The organism is Thalassotalea castellviae (genome assembly GCF_031846185.1).
GTDB lineage: Bacteria > Pseudomonadota > Gammaproteobacteria > Enterobacterales > Alteromonadaceae > Thalassotalea_H > Thalassotalea_H castellviae.
Genome location: NZ_JAVRIF010000008.1, coordinates 160,745 through 181,792, shown reverse-complemented (window position 1 = coordinate 181,792; position 21,048 = coordinate 160,745). Strand labels below are relative to the sequence as shown.

The window sequence follows — 21,048 nt, the reverse complement described above, 5'->3', positions numbered from 1 at the left end:
ACAAAAAAACCCCATATCGGGGCCTATTTTCACTGAACCCGCAATGTGTATTATTTCAAATAACAATGTATTTAATTTGAAATAATGAACCGAAACAATAATAAGAGACTACAAATCTTTGTAATAACTTTCAGTGAAATACTGCCACGGAATAAAACGAGTAAATTATATAGCGCTAAGACAAGAATCGCAAGTACCTATCTACGATTACTTCGTTTAATTAGGTTACAAAAAACAGAAAAACAAGCCTTCGTTTGTAAATAGATTGATTAAGAAGATAAATTACGAATTAACAGTTGCTTAGTATTGCTATTTTATTCATGCTATAGCATTGATTAATGATTTATTAACCTAACATCTCAATTATTCTAGTAAGCTGTTATTTACAACACATCGACTATAATTGATTGAGTAATAGATAAGTTTGTCTCATCTATTAGTATGTTTTAATTAGTTTTAGGGTTTTTTATGTATACATACTCGCAGTTGATCTCACGAAATATGATCAGCACCGCAATTTTAAGTATTATTTTTATTGTCGTTGCTTTTTTCATTACTTCTGAGCAAGTTTTACTTCAACAAAAAAAACAGCATGACTTAATTAAGCTCTATTTAGCCCATAGTTCTGCTGAGAATATAGAGTCACTCTCGAAAAAAATAATGCAAAATCAACGATTTTCATTTTTTAAAGTGACTAATGCTGAAAATAACATTATTTTTGAGTCTACCTCTAAAAGCGATATTATATCCAACTTGCTTACCCCTAAAGCGACAACACAAAAAATATCACCGCAAGGTTTTATCGTTTCTTTGCAAACCAATGCATCAAATTATGCACATTATTTACTTGTCGTTTGTGCAACCATGTTAATTTTATCGTTAATTTTTGTCTTTATCGCCGGTAAATTTAGTATTAACCGTTATAAAAACATTATCAGTAGTATTAATAAGCAAATTAAAAATGAACTCACTCATGTATTAAATAATACCGATAAAACTGAAGACGAAGATATTTTTGACTTACCTGAATTAAATGCAGGTATCAGTGAAATTAAAAACCAAATAAATAGTCATATCTCCGATGCTGGCGCTTTAGAAAAAGAAGCATTTATTGAACCACTTACTCAATTAGAAAATCGTTCTCGATTCGTTCAATTTTTTGAAACTAAAAGTGAATCAATTGATTTTGGTGTCCTTACAATAACCCGTTGTTCTGAACTACAAACGATTAATCAAATTCATGGCTATACCGAAGGTGATAATTATATTTGTAAAGTCGCAGATATAATGAAAACAGCTTCGGCAAAATTTCAAGCTGCAAAGATTTTTAGATTAAACAGTTCAGATTTTGCTACGGTTTTACCCAATACAACCTTAAAAGATGCAGAAAATTACGCAAAAGAATTAACGAATCAATTTAATAAGTATCAACAATCATCAGACCTAGATTCTGTAGGTTATACGGGTTTAGTTAGTTTTAAGAGTGACAATCCGCTTGGTGAGTTATTAGCATTAGCAGATACTGGTATTAGTGTGGCGCAAACCCAACAAATAAACTCTTGGTACTCTCAAACTGATAGTAGTATTTTAGAAAGTTCTAGCGCTAGCTATGGTAATCAAAACTGGCGCCAAGAAATTGATAATGTAATAAAATACAACCGTTTAACTTTACTTATTCAACACATTAAACCAACCAGTAGAAACACTAAAACCTATAATGAAGTGCTAGCAAGGTTTTTAAACGTTAATGACGAGATGCTACCGACTGCCTCGTTCATTGCTATGGCCGAAAAACTAGACAAAATAGTTGCCATTGATCGGATGATCATTGAAAAAGTGATCGCTGAAATAAAAGATAAAAACTTACATGATCAGCAATTTGGAATTAATGTCAGTTCGCGTACTATTCATGATGAACAGTTCTTAATTTGGTTAGAAAGAAAATTATTGCGTGATCCTGCAATTAGCAAAAACCTTATCTTTGAAATTACTGAGTTTGGCTTACAACAAAATATTAAAACCAGTAAACGCTTTATCGATATGATCCATCGTGCTGGTTCAAGAGTCACGGTAGAACGATTTGGTGTAGGTTTAACCTCATTTAAATTTTTCAGGGATCTAAAACCTGATTACATAAAAATGGACAGCACTTATACTCGAGATATTGATGAAGATAAAAACAATCAATACTTTTTACGCTTAATGGTAGATTTAGCGCATAGATTAAGTATTACTGTATTAGCTGAAAGTGTTGAAAGTCAGGAAGAAATTTTTACTTTAGAAAAACTATTTATAGATGGTTGCCAAGGTTTTCATATTGGTAAACCAGAACCCTTGTAAAACATAACAATGGTTCAAATATCGAAAGTTTCGATCTATAAAGAAACGTAAGTGCACTAATCATAATCCCTTACGTTTCTTTTCAATTAACCTCAAATATATCTTTCCCAGTCAATCGACACATCAATCAAACAAAACTGAGCTATACACTGTTTAAACTCAGTAATAGCAAACAATTCGATGATGATTCGTAAAACAATCATGACAAAGGCTCACTCACAGCGATACTTGTTGCATATGCAATAATAATTTTTCAATAGATCGGTTGTTATCTTGCGAATAAAATCGGATAATAAGGCTAACTTATTCATTATTATTAAATTAGCATGACTGATTACCTATTATTATTAGTGGGCACAGTATTAGTTAACAACTTCGTGCTTGTGAAGTTTCTCGGTTTATGCCCGTTCATGGGTGTGTCCTCTAAAACAGAAACCGCCATAGGCATGTCATATGCAACTACGTTTGTTATGACCTTAGCTTCACTATTAAGCTACCTAGTAAAAACCTACGTTCTATCCCCTTTAGGGCTTGATTACCTAACTACAATGACATTTATTTTAGTCATTGCTGTTGTTGTACAATTTACTGAGATGGTCGTGCATAAAACTAGCGCAAACTTATATCGTTCACTGGGAATATTTTTACCGCTAATTACGACAAATTGTGCTGTGTTAGGTGTCGCTTTGTTAAACATGTATGAACAACATAACTTTTTAGAATCCATTATTTATGGCTTCAGCGCCGCACTTGGCTTTTCGTTAGTATTAATCATGTTTTCAGCTATGCGCGAAAAGCTCGCGAATACAGACGTACCTACGCCATTTAAAGGGTCGGCAATCGCGATGATCACAGCAGGTTTAATGTCTCTTGCATTTATGGGCTTCACTGGGTTGGTTAAGTTTTAATGACAATAATTATTGCTATTTTAGTTATCGGCGCTATCGGTTTAGTCTTTGGTGCCTTACTTGGTTATGCATCAGTAAGGTTTAAAGTGGAAGGCGACCCGCTAGCTGAACAAATTGACGCTTTGTTGCCACAGACACAATGTGGCCAATGTGGATACCCAGGCTGCAAACCATATGCAGAAGCGGTTGCAAATGGCGAAGCCATCAATAAATGCGCGCCTGGTGGTGATGACACGATTAAAAAAATCGCTGATTTGATGGGAGTTGAAGTGCAACCATTAGATGGCAATCACGAAACAGATAACACCCCGAAAGTCGCCTTTATCATTGAGGAAGACTGTATCGGCTGTACGAAATGCATTCAAGCCTGTCCGGTAGATGCCATTATCGGCGCAACAAAACAAATGCATACAGTAATTATTGATGAGTGCACAGGTTGTGATTTATGTGTAGCACCTTGCCCTGTTGATTGTATTGAAATGCGTCCTATTCGCCAAACAACTCGAAATTGGCAATGGGATTTAAATACTATTCCTGTCGTAGAATTAGATGCAACACCACAAGGGAAAGAGGTTTAAGTGGAATCTGTCATTGAACGCATAGAAAAAGGGCAATTTTGGAAGTTTCATGGTGGCATTCACCCCCCTGAAATGAAATTTCTCACATCTAATAAACCGATTCTCCAACTTCCGATCCCTGAAAAACTCGTAATACCGATTCAACAACACATTGGTGAAGCGGGCGAATTACTGGTAAACGTGGGCGACATTGTACTCAAAGGACAAGCCCTTACACGTTCGACCCTTCCCTTATCGGTACCTGTACATGCACCAACAAGTGGGAAAATTGCAGCCATCGAAAATGCTACCATTGCCCACCCATCTGGTTTAGAAGAGTTATGTATAACATTAATTCCTGACGGTGAAGACAAATGGCGTGAACGTACTATATGTCCTGAGTATCAACAATTATCAAAACCTGACATTATTGAAAAAATCAGTAATGCAGGAATTTCAGGGATGGGAGGCGCAGGCTTTCCTACACATATAAAAGTAAGCACTAAATCGCAAATCAATTATTTAATTATTAACGCCTCTGAATGTGAACCTTACATTACAGCAGATGACTTGTTAGTTAGAGAACATAGTTCAGCGATTCTTGACGGGATAAACATTCTTGATCACTTACTTGAACCGGCCTTTATCCTCATTGGTATTGAAGATAATAAACCAGAGGCTATACAAGCACTACAAAACGCGACTAAAGACATTGATAAAATAAAAGTCTGTGTTTTACCCACTCAATACCCTGTAGGCGGTGAAAAACAATTAATCATGGCATTAACAGGTACCGAAGTTCCATCAGGTGTACTACCAACAACCTTAGGTATTGTGATGCAAAATATAGCAACTTGCTTTGCCATTGCCGATGCCGTGATTCATGACACTCCACTCATAAAACGAGTAGTCACAGTGAGTGGTCAAGCATTAGCAAAACCTCAAAATGTTTGGGCATTATTAGGAACTCCCGTAGAATTTTTGTTGGATGAGTGTGGTTATCCGCAACAAGCAAAGAAGCATATTATTATGGGCGGCCCTATGATGGGATTTAGCCTGCCAAATAATCAAGTGCCGATTGTAAAAACCACTAATTGTATTTTAGCGCCGAGTGAAGAAGAAATTCCTAATGACAACCAAGAAGTAGAGTGTATTCGTTGCGGGCAATGTGCAGAAGTGTGTCCTAGCCAGTTGCTACCTCAAGAGCTGCAATGGAGTGCTAAAGCGAAAGATCATCAACAACTTAATACATTAAACTTATTTGATTGCATTGAATGCGGTGCATGTGCGTATGTATGTCCAAGCCATATCCCGTTAGTACATTATTATCGTGTTGCAAAGGCTGAAATTCGTCAGCAACATTTACTTGATTTAAAAGCAGAAAAAGCAAAAGTTCGTTTTGAAGCGCGTAAATTACGATTAGAACGAGAAAAATTAGCGCGAGAAGAAAAACATAAGAAAGCGGCTGCAGCGCGCAAAGCTCGCATGAATTCCGGTACCCCAGAAGCAAATAATGAAAAGTCGGCAGTTGCTGCAGCCTTAGCTAGGGTGAAAGCGAAAAAAGCGCAAGCAAATGCCCAGCCCGCTAACGAAAATGTTGAAAACTCAACCGACAGTTCAGAAAAAAAATCTCAAGTGGCCGCGGCCATAGCTAGGGCAAAAGCGAAAAAGCAAGCAGCAAAAAATAATCTTTCTGTCTCTGAAACACTACCCGATGAAATTAAAGCGGATACCGTTGTAGGTAATAGTGAAGATAAGAGTGATATAGACCCTGTAGAAGCGAAAAAAGCTAAAATTGCCGCTGCAGTTGCTAAAGCAAAAGCCAAAAAATTAGCCGTAGACCAAACAACAGTGACTACATCAAAGTCAGATAATACGGTTGATGTATCTCCCGCGGAAGCTAAAAAAGCTAAAATTGCCGCTGCGGTTGCCAAAGCGAAAGCCAAAAAACAACAAGCCGAGCTAAAAAGTGAATCATTAGCTCCAGCAAATAACACGTTAAAAAATGCCAAACAAGATGAATCAGTAAATGATGCAGCTACTGATAAAAAAGCCCGTATAGCCGCAGCAGTTGCCAAAGCTAAAGCCAAAAAACAACAAGCAGAGTCAAAATAAAAATGGCCTATTGGATCGCAAGTTCTCCTCATAATCACCTGCAAAGCAAAACATCAGCATTAATGCGTTTGGTGATATATGCCACTATTCCCGGCATCCTTACTCAATGGTATTTTTTTGGGTGGGGCAACATTATCCATATCAGTTTGGCCATTGCGACAGCTTTGCTAACAGAATTTACCGTTTTATCATTAAGAGAAAAAAAGGTTAGTGAGCAGCTCTTTGATGGTAGCGCTATTTTAACGGCTATATTGCTCGGCATCAGTTTGCCAGCTCTAGCACCATGGTGGATTTCGGTCATTGGAAGTATATTTGCCATTGCAATCGTGAAACAGCTTTATGGCGGTATTGGTTTAAACCCGTTTAACCCTGCAATGGCAGGATATGTCATGCTATTAATATCTTTCCCTGTTCAAATGACCTCTTGGCAACCTCCACTTGAATTAATGTCTGTGCCTTTAGATTTCATCAATACTTTATCGGTTATTTTTACTAACTATACCTACGATGGTTATTCAGTCGAACAGTTACGCACTCATATCGATGGTCATACGATGGCAACGCCATTGGATACTGTAAAAACGAGTTTGACCTTAGGGTTAACGATCAATGAAAGCATGAATAATATTGTTATTGGCGAATATTTTGGTGTCGGCTGGCAGTCAATCAATTTAGCGTTTTTACTCGGTGGTATCTTTTTATTATTTAAAAAAGCGATTCCGTTAGTTACGCCATTGAGTTTTTTAGGTAGCTTATTTATTTGTTCATTTATTGCTTTTTTAATTAGCCCTGATAGTAACGCATCAACACTATTTCACTGGTTTAATGGGGCATGTATGTTAGGCGCCTTTTTTATTCTTACCGATCCTGTTTCAGGGGCAACCAGTGTTAAAGGTCGTATAATTTTTGGCGCGTTAGCTGGCTTCTTGGTCTTTATCATTCGCAAATTTGGTGGTTATCCGGATGCCGTCGCCTTTGCTGTATTGTTATGTAATATGTCGGCGCCTTTAATCGATCAATACACTCGACCTCGCACTTACGGACATAAATAGGAATCATGATGCGAAATACTATTGAAAAGAACGCCAAATTACTCGCTCTTTTTGCCGTAGCCTGTACTGCGCTGATTGCTTTTGTCAATTTTTTAACAAAAGACAAAATTAAAGAACAAGAACAACAGCAACTTATTTCTACTTTATCCAGTATTATTGATCCAAACAGTCATAATAATTCCATTAGTCAAACATGTATTATTATTAAAGATACGCAATTAGGTGAAGAGCCACAAAAAGCCTATTTAGCAACAAATAATAATACCCCTATCGCCGCAGCAATAACTACGACTGCGCCTGATGGATACAACGGTAATATATTTTTATTAGTCGCCATAAACATAGACGGTTCAATTAGTGGTGTTCGTACCATTAAACATCAAGAAACCCCAGGCTTAGGTGATAAAGTGGAATTACGAAAAAGTCAGTGGATTTTAAGTTTTAACGGTAAACAGATCCTCGACGAAAATGATAACCGTTGGGGAGTAGCTAAAGACGGCGGCATGTTTGATCAATTTACCGGTGCCACAATTACCCCACGTGCCGTAGTGAATGCCGTGAAAAGAACCACCAACTATTTTAACCAACATAAAGCTGAGCTGTTTAACACCGCAGCAAATTGTTCAGCAAATGCTGAGATCGGATAAGTCATGAAACTATCAGACGAATACAAAGAACTCACCTGGCAGGGATTATGGAAAAACAATCCCGGCTTAGTGCAACTATTAGGTTTGTGTCCATTACTTGCAGTGACTTCAACAGTTACAAACGCATTAGGCTTAGGTCTTGCGACTATGTTTGTCTTAGTTTGCTCAAATGCTACCGTGTCAGCTATTCAACAATGGGTACCTAAAGAAATACGTATTCCTATTTTTGTTTTAATTATTGCCGCTTTTGTTACCTGTGTTCAATTATTGATGAATGCATTTACTTATGGGCTTTATCAATCTTTAGGCATTTTCCTCCCCCTTATCGTTACCAATTGCGCTATCATTGGTCGTGCAGAAGCCTATGCCTCTAAAAACCCTTTAAAACAGGCGAGTTTTGACGGTTTTATGATGGGTTTAGGTTTTTTATTAGTACTAATAGTATTAGGCGGTATTCGAGAAATATTAGGGCAAGGAACGCTATTTGACGGCGCAGACTTATTACTCGGCGAGTGGGCAAGTGTATTAAGAATCGAAGTATTTCAATTAGATAATCAATTTTTATTAGCCATACTCCCCCCTGGTGCATTTATCGCGATGGGCTTTTTGATTGCAGCTAAAAATAAAATTGATGCTAAATTAGCAGAAAAAGCCCCCAAACAAGCAGACGCTCAAATAGAGCGTGTTCGAGTAAACTTTGACAGTTAAGTGGTTATAACAAGTAAAGAAATTATATAACTGCCTAACTTAATTAATAAAAAAATAAAAATGAATAAAGAAAAACGCTTAGAAATATTAACTCGCTTACGCGATGATAATCCGCATCCAACGACTGAATTAAACTTTTCAAGTCCCTTTGAATTACTCATTGCGGTATTATTATCCGCCCAAGCAACCGATGTGGGTGTTAATAAAGCTACGGCTAAACTTTATCCTGTTGCCAATACCCCTCAAGCTATACTTGATTTAGGTTTAGACGGATTAAAATCTTATATCAAAACAATAGGTTTATTTAACACCAAAGCTGTTAATACGATAAAAACCTGCCAAATGTTAGTCGACTTACATGGTGGTGAAGTCCCAGAAGATAGAGCAGCACTAGAAGCATTACCTGGCGTAGGCCGAAAAACCGCAAACGTTGTACTGAATACCGCTTTTGGCTGGCCCACCATAGCCGTTGACACTCATATATTCCGTGTAAGCAACCGCACTAAATTAGCCATGGGCAAAAACGTTGATCTAGTAGAGCAAAAACTTTTAAAAGTAGTACCTGCTGAATTCAAAGTAGACGTGCATCACTGGCTTATTCTTCATGGTCGTTATACTTGTGTTGCCCGTAAACCTCGTTGTGGTGCCTGTATCATTGAAGACTTGTGTGAGTTCAAGGATAAAACTGAATAGCCAAACGCAACTATTTAGTAACAACTAACTCTAACGATAACTATGACAACCATTCAGACTTTAATTATTGTCTGTATTTAAAATCAAACGTCAAAAGCGTTCATTATCTCTAAGTGTAAGCACTTCAAAGCCGTCAGAGGTAACCAAAACTGTATGTTCCCATTGAGCAGATAACTTTTTGTCTCGAGTAACCACTGTCCAGCCATCTTTTTTGGTTTTGGTTTTGTAAGATCCTTGATTGATCATCGGCTCAATAGTAAAAGTCATACCTTCTTTTAAGGTAATTCCAGAATCAGGTTTACCATAATGTAAAATTTGAGGCGCTTCATGCATTTCCCTACCAATACCATGCCCACAATAATCTTTTACGACACTGTAACCATGCTTTTCAACGTGACTCTGTATAGCATGCCCAATATCCCCTATTGTTGAGTTAGGTTTTACTGTCTGTATACCCTTCCACATAGCTTCATAAGTAACATCGACCAATTTTTTAGCGATAGGCGCTACCTTACCAATACAATACATTTTACTACTATCAGATATAAATCCATTCTTTTCTAAAGTGACATCAATATTAACAATATCGCCGTTCTTTAGTTTTTTCGCAACAGAAGGTACGCCATGGCAAACAACCTCATTTATTGATGAATTTAAAACGTATTGGTAACCATATTGTCCTTTGCTTGCTGGTCGAGCGTTCAACTTACTAACAATTATGTCTTCGACAAAATCATTAATTTCAAGCGTTGATTTACCAACTTCAACAAATCTGTCTAACTCATCAAAAACAGCCGCGAGTAATCGGCCAGATTCACGCATGAGCGAAATTTCTTCCCCTGTTTTAATATTGATATTATTCATTGATAAGTTTCATGGTTTCAATATTTTGATTTTTCTTTTCTCGTTCAATAATTTGCTCGTATGTCATCGTTGGATTTTGCTCTGCAACCCGGCCAATCTTCATCCAAAACTCTGCTTGAGAGTTGATTGAACGTTCCATTACTGTGCTGTTTTTCCGAACTTCCTCATGAAGTTCATCTGAAATTTTTACTATGCCCATAGCTAACCCCTAAAGATATATTTCATTACATTTTATAGCATATCATAACAAAACATACACAATAAAGTTTTCTGAATAGCAAGTTGAATAAAACACATTAATTGTGGCTATTCTATCTACCTTAATTATCTATTGACTAGCCTACCATCGCCGTGGACACCCACATTTTTAGAGTTTCCAACCGTACTAAACTAGCCATGGGTAAAAACGTTGATCTAGTAGAAAAAAAGCTACTAAAAGTAGTACCTGCTGAATTTAAGGTTGACGTGCACCATTGGCTAATTCTTCACGGTCGCTATACTTGTGTTGCCCGCAAGCCCCGTTGTGGGGCTTGTATTATTGAATATTTGTGTGAGTTCAAGGATAAAACTGAATAAAAACGAGAATATGTTAGTTCATGCTAACCGAATGAGTTTATTCAGTTAGCAGGATTTTCACATTTAACACAGATCAAACGTGATTGTTTAAATTTCTTTAACCCAAGGTTTTAGGGGTAAATTAATTTGTGACGATAAATACCATTTCAATTTCATTGGTTTGCCGACATCTAACAGTGTTTCATGGTTAACCAGTTTTCCAGAGCCTAAGTTAACTTGCGCTTCGACATTCTTATTTACATTTAATACAAGGACTATTTTACTGCCCTTTTCAATCAGCTTAGACGTAAAGCGTGCATTAACTATTGGAACACGTCGTTTAACATTTGGCGTTAATAAACGTCTTGTACTCATATCGTCAGCATAACTCGCTCGACTTCGATAATTGTTTAAGTGGAAAGCATTTCCATCCGCGGTGACTTCATAGAAATTAAACCCGATATCCACGTCTTTCTTATTGACGGCTATGTCAAAAAAACCTGAAATTGCTCCGGTGAGTTCCATATCTTGTTTAAACACTGGCGTTTCTATTTGAATACCTCCTTGTTTGTTTATTTGCTCACTAATTACCGGCCATTGCGAGCGGTTACGTTGTTCACTTCTGTCGCTCATATCTACCGTTTGCTCTATGTAATGATTCGCGTGTGAAGAAGGCGTTTGTGCTAACAAATAATTTTGCGCTGTGTCCGGTTTATTTGTTTGAATATAAAAGCTTAAGTGTCGTTGGTTGAGCACTTGTAACGAGTCTGAAAAACGCCATTCGTTTGCCCCCATGATTTGATAGTTCACTTTATTTTGCACTAGCTTGGGTTTTGTTTTGCCTTTCAAAATATGATCAAACCATGCAAATGTAATTTCTTCAGTGTCTTTTTCTAAAGCGACAGGATCAAGTTCATAGTTACTGTGATGAGAACGAGGTTTCCCTTGTGCTGACCCATGATTATAAGGACCAATTAACAGTGCGTGATTAGCATTTTCATTATATTTATAGTGCTCATGCATATAATGTAAGGCTGAGATCTGGCCTCCTTCAAAATAGCCAGTAATGCTTAGTACAGGTATGTTGATGTGTTTGTAGTCGTCCTGATGAGGAACCATTTTTTGATAGTAAGGAGCGTCTTCTGGGTGTGCTAACCATTTTTGCAGCCACGGACTTGGTTTATTGGCTATTTTGTCAATATCGACGAAAGGACGGCCGCTACTATAGAGTTCATTGATAATGTTATTTGTTCTTTGCCAGTCACTATAAATGCTGTTATCAACGGTTTTGTTGTTGGTAACATACAATGGCCACTCGAAATTTCCAGTCAATGCAATGTTGTTTTCATAAGGGAGGCCGGTTATCAAATTTGCAGCGACATATGGCGCCATTGCTTTTAGACCTTTCGGCATATGTTTTGCCGTCGCCCATTGCGTAAAACCGTTATAGCTGCCACCGTACATAACAACGTTACCATCGCTCCAAACTTGCTCAGTGATCCAATTGATCAGTTGTGATGCATCTTCTCCTTCGTGCTCCCACGGCACGATGTCGTTATTGCTCGAACGCTTTCCTCGAGAATTGGCAACTATACCAATATAACCATGTGCAGCGGCATGCATGGCAGCTTTGATGTGTGCGGTTTCATCTGCATAGATGGTGTATTGCAAGGCGGTACTGTTAGGCTTGGTTTGACCTCGACTTCTGACAATCGTAGTAGAAATTTCAATACCATTTTTTAATTTCACAAGTACATCCGGTTGAATGACAAATCGGTCCTGTTGTTCCAATTGTACAATGTCGTTCACAATAGGAATGATGGCGTCGAGGACCTGATATAAGTGATAATTAACCGCAAGGTTTATCATGTCACCTCGAGTCAACAATGATTTTTTTTGCAGCTGTTTAAAGATGTTTAAAACATATTCTTTGGCGTTCGAAACCGACCAACCAAGTGCAAGCGACAATTGAACAAACCCTTCATCATTCAAATGTTCAAACTTACTTTTAATTAAATCATTGGCTTTATTTACAAAACTTTCTTTAGTTGACTTTTGACCATTTAAGGCAAGGCGAGTTTGATGAAAAAATTGGTAATGAGAATATTCCAACGTATTTTGTTGTCGCCTAATAGCACTCGATATTTTGTCAACATCTTCTCGTAGTGAAAACAATGCAATTTTGCTAAACATGCTTTGTTGGTTTATTTCTTTCTCTTTTAGGCTTTGTGCAAAAGACGATAAATCGCTCTTAATGTCATCAGATGTCAAAAGTGCAAGTTGTCCAGATTCGCTGCTTAAATCAGCCTTGGAAATAATGTTGGAGATAGGGTATGTCTGTTCATCTGCTGCATAGGTATTTGGCATAAATTTTAGTAATATAATAACTGAATAAATCGCTATAGATGTTAAACTTATTTTTTTCATTTGTGCTTCCTTTGTATAGTTTTCATCGCGGATGGTTTCACTCTATAGAGGCAAAAAGATAAAGTCCTGACAAAGAGGTGAATCGTTATGACTTTTTGTGACAACCTTTATTTTAAAGGGCTACGTAATAGGTATATGGATAGGTATGCGTTGGAAAATTGAAGGTTTTGAGTTTAGCGAACAGCATCAAACGTTACACAATGAACAAAATATGGTTCGAATAGAACCTATGGTGGGTGAGCTTTTAACTTATTTTTGCCGCCATCCATATCAAGTTATTAGTAAACAACAGCTATTAGATAATGTTTGGCATGGTCGCTACGTCAGTGACAATACAGTAAGTAAATTGATCACTAAACTGAGAAAAGTACTACAAGATGACGCTCGAAACCCTCAATTTATTGTAACAATACCTAAACGGGGCTACCGATTTATAGCGTCTGCCACGCAATTAACAGATTCTACTGACTTTCTTACCAAACAAGATATTTCTTATCCTAAGAGATGGTTTGACAAGCGAGTCCAACTTTTATTATTACCCTTAATTTTTGCTTCATTATTTTGGTTTTATTTTTCAGACCACTCTCCCACTAATACTTTTATTTCAGCCAAGGCCGTCACAACAGATATCGGCAGCGAGTATTTTCCTAGCTTTGCGCAGGACGGTATTCGCTTCGCTTATATGAATAATGATGGGGAAAAATTTAAACTGTTCGTAAAAAACATCTTTTCTGGTGAGCAAGTTGAAATCAATCACGGAGAAGAAAACGGAGTCGGCCCAGGCAGTTGGAATGATAAAGGCACAAAACTTGTTTATCTGGTTGGTTCCCCCGAAAAATGTCAGTATTTTATTCGCGAGTTTGATGGTTTAGTAATGTCTAAACCTACATTAATACATACCTGCAAAGCTGGCAGCTATGGCGCTATAAAATTCACCCATGACGATAATATTGTCATTTTCTCTGAATCTCCAGGGTTGAATAAACCTTACTCGCTTTATTCACTGGATATTAATTCCGGTCAAACTCGATGGTTGCCGCAGCCCGATTTACATTTAAATGGTAACAGTCAATTTGACCTTCATCCTACTGAGAACAAACTGCTTATATCATCGCCGAATCAACAACAATGGGAGGGGTTTTATCAACTCGACTTAGAGACACAGCAATTAACCTTATTGTTCAAACTAAATGCCTATATTTGTTGTGGTATCTGGTCGCATGATGGCAAACACGTTGTCATGATGGGTGAACATCCAGCTCGTGAAATTGTGCAATATTCTCTAAACGGCAGCGATAAAACAATTCTGTTTACGAGTTCACAACAATTACATCGGCCAGAAAGACACAGTAATGGTGTTGATTATGCGTTTTCAGTATTTGAGCATGATGTAAATGTTGATGAATATAAGATCTCTGAAGATAAAACACAGTCCATACTAAATGATACCTTCGATGAAAGACTCGCAGTATTATCACCTAGCACAAAACAAGTGGCATATATCAGCTTAACCACAGGTAACGAAGAGCTTTGGTTGTATGATCGTGAGACAAAAAAGAAGAAAAAAATCACCCAGTTTGCTGATGGTCGACACTATATCGATTTAACTTGGTCCCCAAAGGAACAAAGCATTGCTGGAGTTACTTTAAATTCTATTCACGTAATTAACACAACCACTGGTGAGACAAAAGTACTGCCGTTACCAGAAAAAGAATTTAGAGGTGTATCTTTTAAATCCCTCAACATAATAAGCTTTAGCATAAAACTCGATTCAAACTGGCAAGTGGTTGAATTTAATTTAGACGACAATTCAATGAAACGAATTGACTCGAAATGGCGAAGCATTCAATACACTTCTACAACAGACAATTGGCTTTGGAATGATCAAGACGGAAATTGGTATCATGGCGAAGATGCAACACCTTTATTGTTGCCTAAACATAACGTAAATCCTTTTTATGGAAGGCAATTTAACGTCAAAAAAAGTGAAAATCGCGTTGCGTTTTACGACCCTATCGAGAGCAAAATAAATATTTACGATATCGAGTCTGATAAGACTGTCACCACTTTATATAACCAAGTTGGGCATTTTTCACTTGTTGGTGATGTTGTTTTATTTAGTAAAAATTCGTCAAAAATTAACGAGAGTGATATTTATCAAACCTATAACAATAGCCCTAAACAAACATGGAATTAATAGAAAAGGTTGATCTACCTTTATTATCTTTTAGCTGACCTACCATCGCCGTGGACACCCATATTTTTAGAGTTTCCAACCGTACTAAACTAGCCATGGGTAAAAACGTTGATCTAGTAGAAAAAAAGCTACTAAAAGTAGTACCTGCTGAATTTAAGGTTGACGTGCACCATTGGCTAATTCTTCACGGTCGCTATACTTGTGGTGCTCGCAAGCCCCGTTGTGGTGCTTGTATTATTGAAGACTTGTGTGAGTTTAAGGATAAGACTAAATAATTTTAAGTCACTGCTGAGCGAATTAAAGTGGCATGACTAACTCGGCTTGATCGTGAGTTAATAAGCTTACAAATAGTTTTTTCTTATAAAACATAGCAGTTCTTGCTCATCAACCAATTTCAAACCTTGCTGTTCAAATACGGTTAACTCTTCGTTTGTAGGGAAGGTAAAATAAGCATTATCTTTAGGTTGAGCTAACTTCAACACTTTCTTATCCTGCGCAATAGATGTAATTGTATCAAAGACATCGACAACGCCCTGTTTATATAACTCAAGGACATGCCAAAGATAGGATTTATTGGACTGTACATCTAACGTTGAAATTTTTATTATTTTCCCAGTATCAATACTTCCATCATCGATTGTGTGTAGTGTGGTTCCTATTTTTTCATCGCCATTAAGCAAAGCCCAAAAAGTGGCCATAACCCCACGATATTGAGGCAAAATTCCCGAGTGAAGATTTAACACCCCTTTAATTGGAATATTAATACAGTCCTCTTTTAAAATTCCTCCATAACGGATTGAAACGATTAAATCAGGGGCAAGATCTTTTATTCTCGAGATAGTTTTTGGTGTATTTATGTCATTGACTTCAAGTAACTCGGAAGCTAAGTAAGGTTGAAAACTTTCAAACCCTTTCAACTTATCGATTTTTTTACCTGAAAACAATGGGCTTAATAATTGATTAAATAAATCTTGTTCAAAAAACTTAAGTCGACTCAATTGTTCAGGTAAAACACGCTTTTTACCAACTTTCCCTGAAAGCCAAAGATGTACTTTATGCGCACCGATTAATTTAGGTATTAATAAATTTAATGCAAAATTGCTTGCTAAGTCTCTATTTGAAAGAATTAATATGTTCAATGATTGATACCTAATTTAAGTACAGTTAACTTAAAACAATTGTTTTAAATTGACACTAATATTTTCAATAGTTCGCGTAAACACAAAGAGGAATGCAGCGAAATTATTATGCTAAGCAGCATGGCTATGAAAGTCTACCTTTTTAAAATTTCCATTCGCATTCAGTTAGCTATGCTAATTAAATTTTCATACAACAATTAAAAGCTAAAACTGCTATTTCAATGTGAAAGTGCTTAGCAATACCTTATCGCATATTAACCATTACATTGTATTGCGAATTTAATACTAATTGGCCTACATTCTCTTGAAAGCAATTTCACTAATTAAAAATTTTCATTGCTTATCCAAGCAAAAAATCCCAGCACAACAAGTGAAAAAATAGTAATAATATAAGGTGATAATGCGGCTAAATCATGAAAGTAAACGAATTCTTGATTAATACTGCCAATTAATGGAATAGCCAAAGAGCAAGCTAACAGTATGGCGACAATCATCACTTTTAAACGAAACTTATTTTTTGCTTTAATATTGTTGATAATGTTATCAACAAATTGCTGATCAACTAAGCGTGTATGGTATTGTAATAACGAATTTAAAAAGGAGTCATCGTTAGTATTCATGGTGTTTCCTTTATCTTTGTTAGCAGAACTTTATTTTAAAATGATTTTTGTTGATGGACTTTATCCATTAACTTCTGTTTTCCTCTGTTGATATGTGATTTCACAGTACCTAAAGGAAATTCGGTTATTGTCGATATTTCTTGATGACTCATTCCAGCGCTAACAGATAATGTAATGCAAGTCCGCTCTGCGACATCTAAAAAGGTCATTAACCGTTCAATCATCAAGTCCTTTTCTATATCTTCAACCTTTGCTTCTAGCATAGAAAAATCAAAACCATCTACTTCATATTGATGGTAAATTTTTTGCTTATATTTTAAAAAGCAGTTGTAAGCAATTTTATGAGCCCAAGTACTAAAAGAAGACTGGCCTAAAAAAGTATCTAATTTTTGATATATTCTTAAAAAAGCTTCTTGTGCAATATCATCTGCTGCCGCTTGTTCTCCAGCAGTCAACCGTCGTAGAAACTGACGTATTGCACCTTGATATTTGTTAATAAGGGTAGCAAATGCATGTTGATCACCATCACAAATGATTCGAGCAATAAGTACGTTGTCATCTACCATGGTAAATGATTCTTTCTATTCGGCATCTTGATTCATTTTCCAGCAAAGTAGAAAAGCAACTCCTAATAAGAAAGGAAAAAGACCAATCGCAAGCCCCAATCGTGCTTCATAAACGACTACCCCTGAAAAAACACACGCCACCCCAATACTTATCAACGCTAAGCCACGTCGTAAATCGATGATTTTTTGTGATTTGAATGTGCCTAGTTTTTCTAATATCTCAGGTGTGATATTTACTTCTTTATCTAATAACTGTCGAATAGTTTGCTGAACTTCCTTTTTATTCTTACTCCCGACAATAACATTGACAATAACCATAATGGTTAAACAAATAGCTCCTGAAATTGGGATCCATAAATCAGACATACTTTTCTCACTTTCGTTAATTTTTAAGAAATCAATACTACTTAGATACGATGATAATCAAATTTAGATGCAGATTAGTATTTTTTATTTTAGTTATTACTGTGCTTGCTTATTTCCCCTCGCCTATCGTATTTACTTTAATAGAATACAAAGCTGAAAAATAAACATCTCATAATGTTGCATCCAAATTTTATTCTCTTGGTATCAAAGTAACAATCAAATCAATTTTAATTAAAGAGGATAAAGCATGATTTCAAACAAAATATTTAAACTAGCACTTGTTGCTATGACATTAATTTTTTTGCAAGGCAGTGCGGTTGCAAACACAGAGGAAGTAGTAACTAAAGTAGACAAATTATTAAATGAAAAATTTCAATCGAACGACGCCGGCGCTGTTTTCTTAGTTGCTAAAGGTGGTAAGCCAATTTATAGAAAAGCATTTGGTAAAGCTAACCTTGAGTTAAATGTTGACATGAAACCTGAAAATGTATTCCAAATAGGCTCGATGACCAAACAATTTACAGCACTAAGCATATTGATGTTGCACGAACAAGAAAAGTTAAACGTAAATGATAACATTGCAAAATATTTACCGCATTACCCTAATGGTGAAAACATTACTTTGCATCACCTTTTGACGCACACATCAGGAATAAAAGATTATACTAAAATGAAAACATTATGGAGTGTAGCAAAAAAGGCTCACTCACCTGAAGAATTGGTAGATTTCTTCAAAAATGAACCCGTTGATTTTAGCCCAGGAGAACATTTTAAGTATAACAATTCAGGATATGCACTTTTAGGCCGTATTATTGAAATTGTTTCTGCTGAAACATATGAAAACTTTGTTGAAAAAAAGATATTTAAAACTCTAGGAATGAAAAACTCTAGATATGCTAATGACAGAGAAATAATAAAAAATAGAGCTTACGGTTACCATTACAAAGCACAATACACGAACAGAATGATGGTCAGTTTAACTCTTCCGTATTCGTCAGGCTCATTAATGTCGACAGCAGATGATATGTTAATTTGGCAACAAGCTATTAATAATAACCAACTAGTAAAGCAAAACACGATAATTATGGCTTTTAGTAAATATAAGTTAAATAATGGGGAGCCAATTTCTTATGGTTATGGCTGGCATTTAAAAGACATTAATAATGTATCAATAAGAGAACATGGTGGCAGTATATTTGGCTTCAAATCAATGGGAGTTTATATTCCAAGCCTAAACGTTTATGTTATTGGACTCACTAACTGCGACTGTAATTCTCCAACTCAAATAACCAGAGATATTGCGGCACTGTTTATAGAATAACAAATTAAAGATGAACACCTTTTTATAAAAAATAGCACGTCAAAAATTATCGATGTTGATATCTCGTTGGTGCTTAAATCAGTTCAATGTTCCAAACTTTGTTTAGATATTTTTCTTTAAGCTGCCCGAGCATAGCAGTAAACGCTATCGCCCGCGTTTCAAACCACATGAAGCTTACCCTAGGTAAAACGTCAATCTGTACGAGCAAAAGCGACTTAAAGTTGGGCGAACAAAATTAAAGGGGGCGTTTACCACTGGCTGATACTACTTGGTTGTTACACTACCCCCACCTGCAAACCACGCTGTGATTCATGTATTACCCAAAGGTTGATGTGAGTGTAAAAACAATACAGAGTAAAACCCTATCAATCCATTTAAAACTATTGGTAAGTTAGTTTTCAACGTTGAGTGGGGAATAACCAATTCAAGGCAATTGGGAGCCGTCTTGACCAATCAAGTTCACAGTGTCGTCCCAATTTATCTTTTACCATTCTCAACTGATCTCTGTCATAACCTGCGTTCAAAAACGAATCGTATAACTCTTCAATTAATGCAAAAGATCCATACTCAACTTCACCTACATCAAAATATAATTTTGTTTTATTACTTTCCTTTAATCCCTTAACGGCATTGATTAAGTTGCTTTGTTCAGCGTTTAATGTAGCTTGAGCTTCCGCGGTGGAAAACGAGAAAGCAGGAGAAAATGCAGCCACTTTCCCAAACGATTCTCCATGCAAAATGCCAGCATACAAAGCCATAAGGCCACCTAAGGAGCTACCTAACAGTGCTGTGTTTTCAGCAGCTTTTAACGTTCTATAATTTTGATCTATGTATGGTTTCAGTTCATCTAGAATAAAGCGAATAGTTTTCTCACCTAAGCCTTCATAACTATTCCCCATGTAATTAACACTATCCCAAGGATTATATTCTTGCCATCTCTGGGGCCCATTGGCAATCCCTACAATAATTACATCTAGTGGCATAGAAGTAACAATTTCATCGACCCGCCATTCGTAACTATAAGACAGTGATTCACTAAACAAGTTTTGTCCATCAAGCATGTAAACGACTGGATAATGTTTTTTCATACTTTCTCGATAATTATCAGGTAGGTAGATAAAAATATCTCCTGTCCGGTCGAGTAGCGTCATTGGAAAATCAGTTACCGTCACTAAATCACCGACGACAGTTCGAGGCGGGATTATGTTACTTTCTTTCGCCCACCCGAAGAACTCAGGTATAAATCTAGACTCCTGGATTGGATCAACAATAAAACCACAAGTAAACGGCTTACCAAACTCGGTAGAAATTGGATTCTGCCAATCGCCATTTTTATAAAAGTTAAAGTATGTATAACTTCCGTCATGGGGGAGGTTAAATTGATAATGTTTCTCAATATCTTGCCACTTCATTTTAGAAGTACCAGTCAACTGCCATTGATTGAAAGTGCCTGATAATTCAACGTTATAGGGCAAAATTGCTTCGGTTGGAGATTTTAAAATGACCGTTAAAGGTTTGCTAGACTCAGCTCCAAGTAGCGAGAATGATACGAGACAAAGATAAAGCGATACATAGATTCTTTTTTGTATTGGCATAGTTTTGTTTGTATTGTGCAAAGGTAATTTTTCTTACTTTAACCTAATGCAAGATGTTGAACTTATGAATTCGTATGCAATTACTTATTTTAACTCATCAAGCTAATTAACTTTATCATTGTTCTACATTAATTATCTTTCGGCTGACCAACAATAGCAGTCGCCCTCACATCTCCCGCGTCTAAAACCGTCCCACGTTTACTATGCGTAAAAACGTCGATCTGGTCGAGTTAATCTCCGTAAAGTTGTACCTGCTGAGTTTAAAGTCAATGTACATCATTGGCTTTTTTGCACGGGCGATATAACTGCGTGGCCCGCAAACCTAAATATGGTGTTTGTAATATTGAAGGCTAATGTGAATATAAAAATAAAAAAGAG

General features: G+C 36.5%; 18 protein-coding genes and 3 pseudogenes. 13 read left to right on the top strand and 8 right to left on the bottom strand.

What is annotated here, in order from left to right; translation table 11 throughout:
• Window positions 1-468 precede the first annotated feature (468 nt).
• From RM573_RS14210 to nth, 8 genes are all read left to right on the top strand, one after another.
• The gene (locus tag RM573_RS14210; RefSeq protein ID WP_311583428.1) at window positions 469-2,340 is read left to right on the top strand and encodes an EAL domain-containing protein; all 1,872 of its coding nucleotides are present in this window, start codon (window positions 469-471) and stop codon (window positions 2,338-2,340) included.
• Window positions 2,341-2,666: 326 nt separating this feature from the next.
• Entirely contained in the window at window positions 2,667-3,248 is a 582-nt protein-coding gene (gene rsxA / locus RM573_RS14205; protein WP_311583425.1) for an electron transport complex subunit RsxA, read from the top strand.
• Window positions 3,248-3,826: an electron transport complex subunit RsxB gene (rsxB, locus tag RM573_RS14200; RefSeq protein WP_311583422.1), complete on the top strand. Its 579-nt coding sequence runs from the start codon at window positions 3,248-3,250 to the stop codon at window positions 3,824-3,826. The genes rsxA and rsxB overlap by 1 nt, the downstream gene beginning before the upstream one ends.
• The gene (gene rsxC, locus RM573_RS14195) at window positions 3,827-5,920 is read left to right on the top strand and encodes an electron transport complex subunit RsxC (RefSeq protein ID WP_311583419.1); all 2,094 of its coding nucleotides are present in this window, start codon (window positions 3,827-3,829) and stop codon (window positions 5,918-5,920) included. It abuts the gene before it with no gap.
• Between the two features lie 2 nt (window positions 5,921-5,922).
• A complete protein-coding gene (gene rsxD / locus RM573_RS14190) occupies window positions 5,923-6,972 on the top strand; it encodes an electron transport complex subunit RsxD (protein WP_311583416.1) in 1,050 nt (349 codons plus the stop codon).
• Between the two features lie 8 nt (window positions 6,973-6,980).
• The gene (gene rsxG, locus RM573_RS14185) at window positions 6,981-7,619 is read left to right on the top strand and encodes an electron transport complex subunit RsxG (RefSeq protein ID WP_311583472.1); all 639 of its coding nucleotides are present in this window, start codon (window positions 6,981-6,983) and stop codon (window positions 7,617-7,619) included.
• Window positions 7,620-7,622: 3 nt separating this feature from the next.
• A complete protein-coding gene (locus tag RM573_RS14180; RefSeq protein ID WP_311583413.1) occupies window positions 7,623-8,327 on the top strand; it encodes an electron transport complex subunit E in 705 nt (234 codons plus the stop codon).
• Between the two features lie 60 nt (window positions 8,328-8,387).
• Window positions 8,388-9,020, top strand: coding sequence for an endonuclease III (nth, locus tag RM573_RS14175; protein WP_311583409.1), 633 nt, complete (start codon window positions 8,388-8,390; stop codon window positions 9,018-9,020).
• 90 nt (window positions 9,021-9,110) lie between these two features.
• On the opposite strand, the gene map is transcribed toward nth, so the two are convergent.
• Together map and RM573_RS14165 are read right to left on the bottom strand one after the other, a co-directional pair.
• Complete coding sequence (gene map / locus RM573_RS14170) at window positions 9,111-9,884, bottom strand: type I methionyl aminopeptidase (protein ID WP_311583406.1); 774 nt, start codon at window positions 9,882-9,884, stop codon at window positions 9,111-9,113.
• Complete coding sequence (locus tag RM573_RS14165; RefSeq protein ID WP_311583403.1) at window positions 9,877-10,083, bottom strand: ParD-like family protein; 207 nt, start codon at window positions 10,081-10,083, stop codon at window positions 9,877-9,879. The genes map and RM573_RS14165 overlap by 8 nt, the downstream gene beginning before the upstream one ends.
• A gap of 140 nt (window positions 10,084-10,223) precedes the next feature.
• Between RM573_RS14165 and RM573_RS14160 the strand changes: the two are divergent.
• Window positions 10,224-10,460, top strand: a pseudogene (locus RM573_RS14160) (endonuclease III); the annotation flags it as partial.
• A gap of 87 nt (window positions 10,461-10,547) precedes the next feature.
• On the opposite strand, the gene RM573_RS14155 reads toward RM573_RS14160, so the two are convergent.
• Window positions 10,548-12,866: a CocE/NonD family hydrolase gene (locus tag RM573_RS14155; protein WP_311583400.1), complete on the bottom strand. Its 2,319-nt coding sequence runs from the start codon at window positions 12,864-12,866 to the stop codon at window positions 10,548-10,550.
• 145 nt (window positions 12,867-13,011) lie between these two features.
• Here RM573_RS14155 and RM573_RS14150 point away from each other — a divergent pair, with 145 nt between their 5' ends.
• Both RM573_RS14150 and RM573_RS14145 read left to right on the top strand, forming a co-directional pair.
• Window positions 13,012-15,063 (top strand): winged helix-turn-helix domain-containing protein, encoded by a 2,052-nt coding sequence (locus RM573_RS14150; RefSeq protein WP_311583397.1) that lies wholly within the window; start codon window positions 13,012-13,014, stop codon window positions 15,061-15,063.
• A gap of 38 nt (window positions 15,064-15,101) precedes the next feature.
• Window positions 15,102-15,338 (top strand): annotated as a pseudogene (locus RM573_RS14145) (endonuclease III); the annotation flags it as partial.
• 66 nt (window positions 15,339-15,404) lie between these two features.
• On the opposite strand, the gene RM573_RS14140 reads toward RM573_RS14145, so the two are convergent.
• The 4 genes from RM573_RS14140 to RM573_RS14125 all read right to left on the bottom strand — a co-directional run bounded on the left by RM573_RS14140 (window position 15,405) and on the right by RM573_RS14125 (window position 17,754).
• Entirely contained in the window at window positions 15,405-16,202 is a 798-nt protein-coding gene (locus tag RM573_RS14140; protein WP_311583394.1) for a formyl transferase, read from the bottom strand.
• 323 nt (window positions 16,203-16,525) lie between these two features.
• A complete protein-coding gene (locus RM573_RS14135; RefSeq protein ID WP_311583391.1) occupies window positions 16,526-16,822 on the bottom strand; it encodes a hypothetical protein in 297 nt (98 codons plus the stop codon).
• Window positions 16,823-16,857: 35 nt separating this feature from the next.
• The gene (locus tag RM573_RS14130; RefSeq protein WP_311583389.1) at window positions 16,858-17,388 is read right to left on the bottom strand and encodes an RNA polymerase sigma factor; all 531 of its coding nucleotides are present in this window, start codon (window positions 17,386-17,388) and stop codon (window positions 16,858-16,860) included.
• Between the two features lie 15 nt (window positions 17,389-17,403).
• On the bottom strand, window positions 17,404-17,754 hold the full coding sequence (locus RM573_RS14125) for a DUF6249 domain-containing protein (RefSeq protein WP_311583386.1): 351 nt from the start codon (window positions 17,752-17,754) through the stop codon (window positions 17,404-17,406).
• Between the two features lie 247 nt (window positions 17,755-18,001).
• On the opposite strand from RM573_RS14125, the gene RM573_RS14120 reads away from it, so the two are divergent.
• Window positions 18,002-19,075, top strand: a complete 1,074-nt coding sequence (locus tag RM573_RS14120) for a serine hydrolase domain-containing protein (RefSeq protein WP_311583383.1) — start codon at window positions 18,002-18,004, stop codon at window positions 19,073-19,075.
• A gap of 398 nt (window positions 19,076-19,473) precedes the next feature.
• On the opposite strand, the gene RM573_RS14115 is transcribed toward RM573_RS14120, so the two are convergent.
• The gene (locus RM573_RS14115; protein ID WP_311583380.1) at window positions 19,474-20,670 is read right to left on the bottom strand and encodes an alpha/beta hydrolase; all 1,197 of its coding nucleotides are present in this window, start codon (window positions 20,668-20,670) and stop codon (window positions 19,474-19,476) included.
• 185 nt (window positions 20,671-20,855) lie between these two features.
• On the opposite strand from RM573_RS14115, the pseudogene RM573_RS14110 reads away from it, so the two are divergent.
• A pseudogene (locus RM573_RS14110) lies at window positions 20,856-21,024 on the top strand (endonuclease III); the annotation flags it as partial.
• Window positions 21,025-21,048 lie beyond the last annotated feature (24 nt).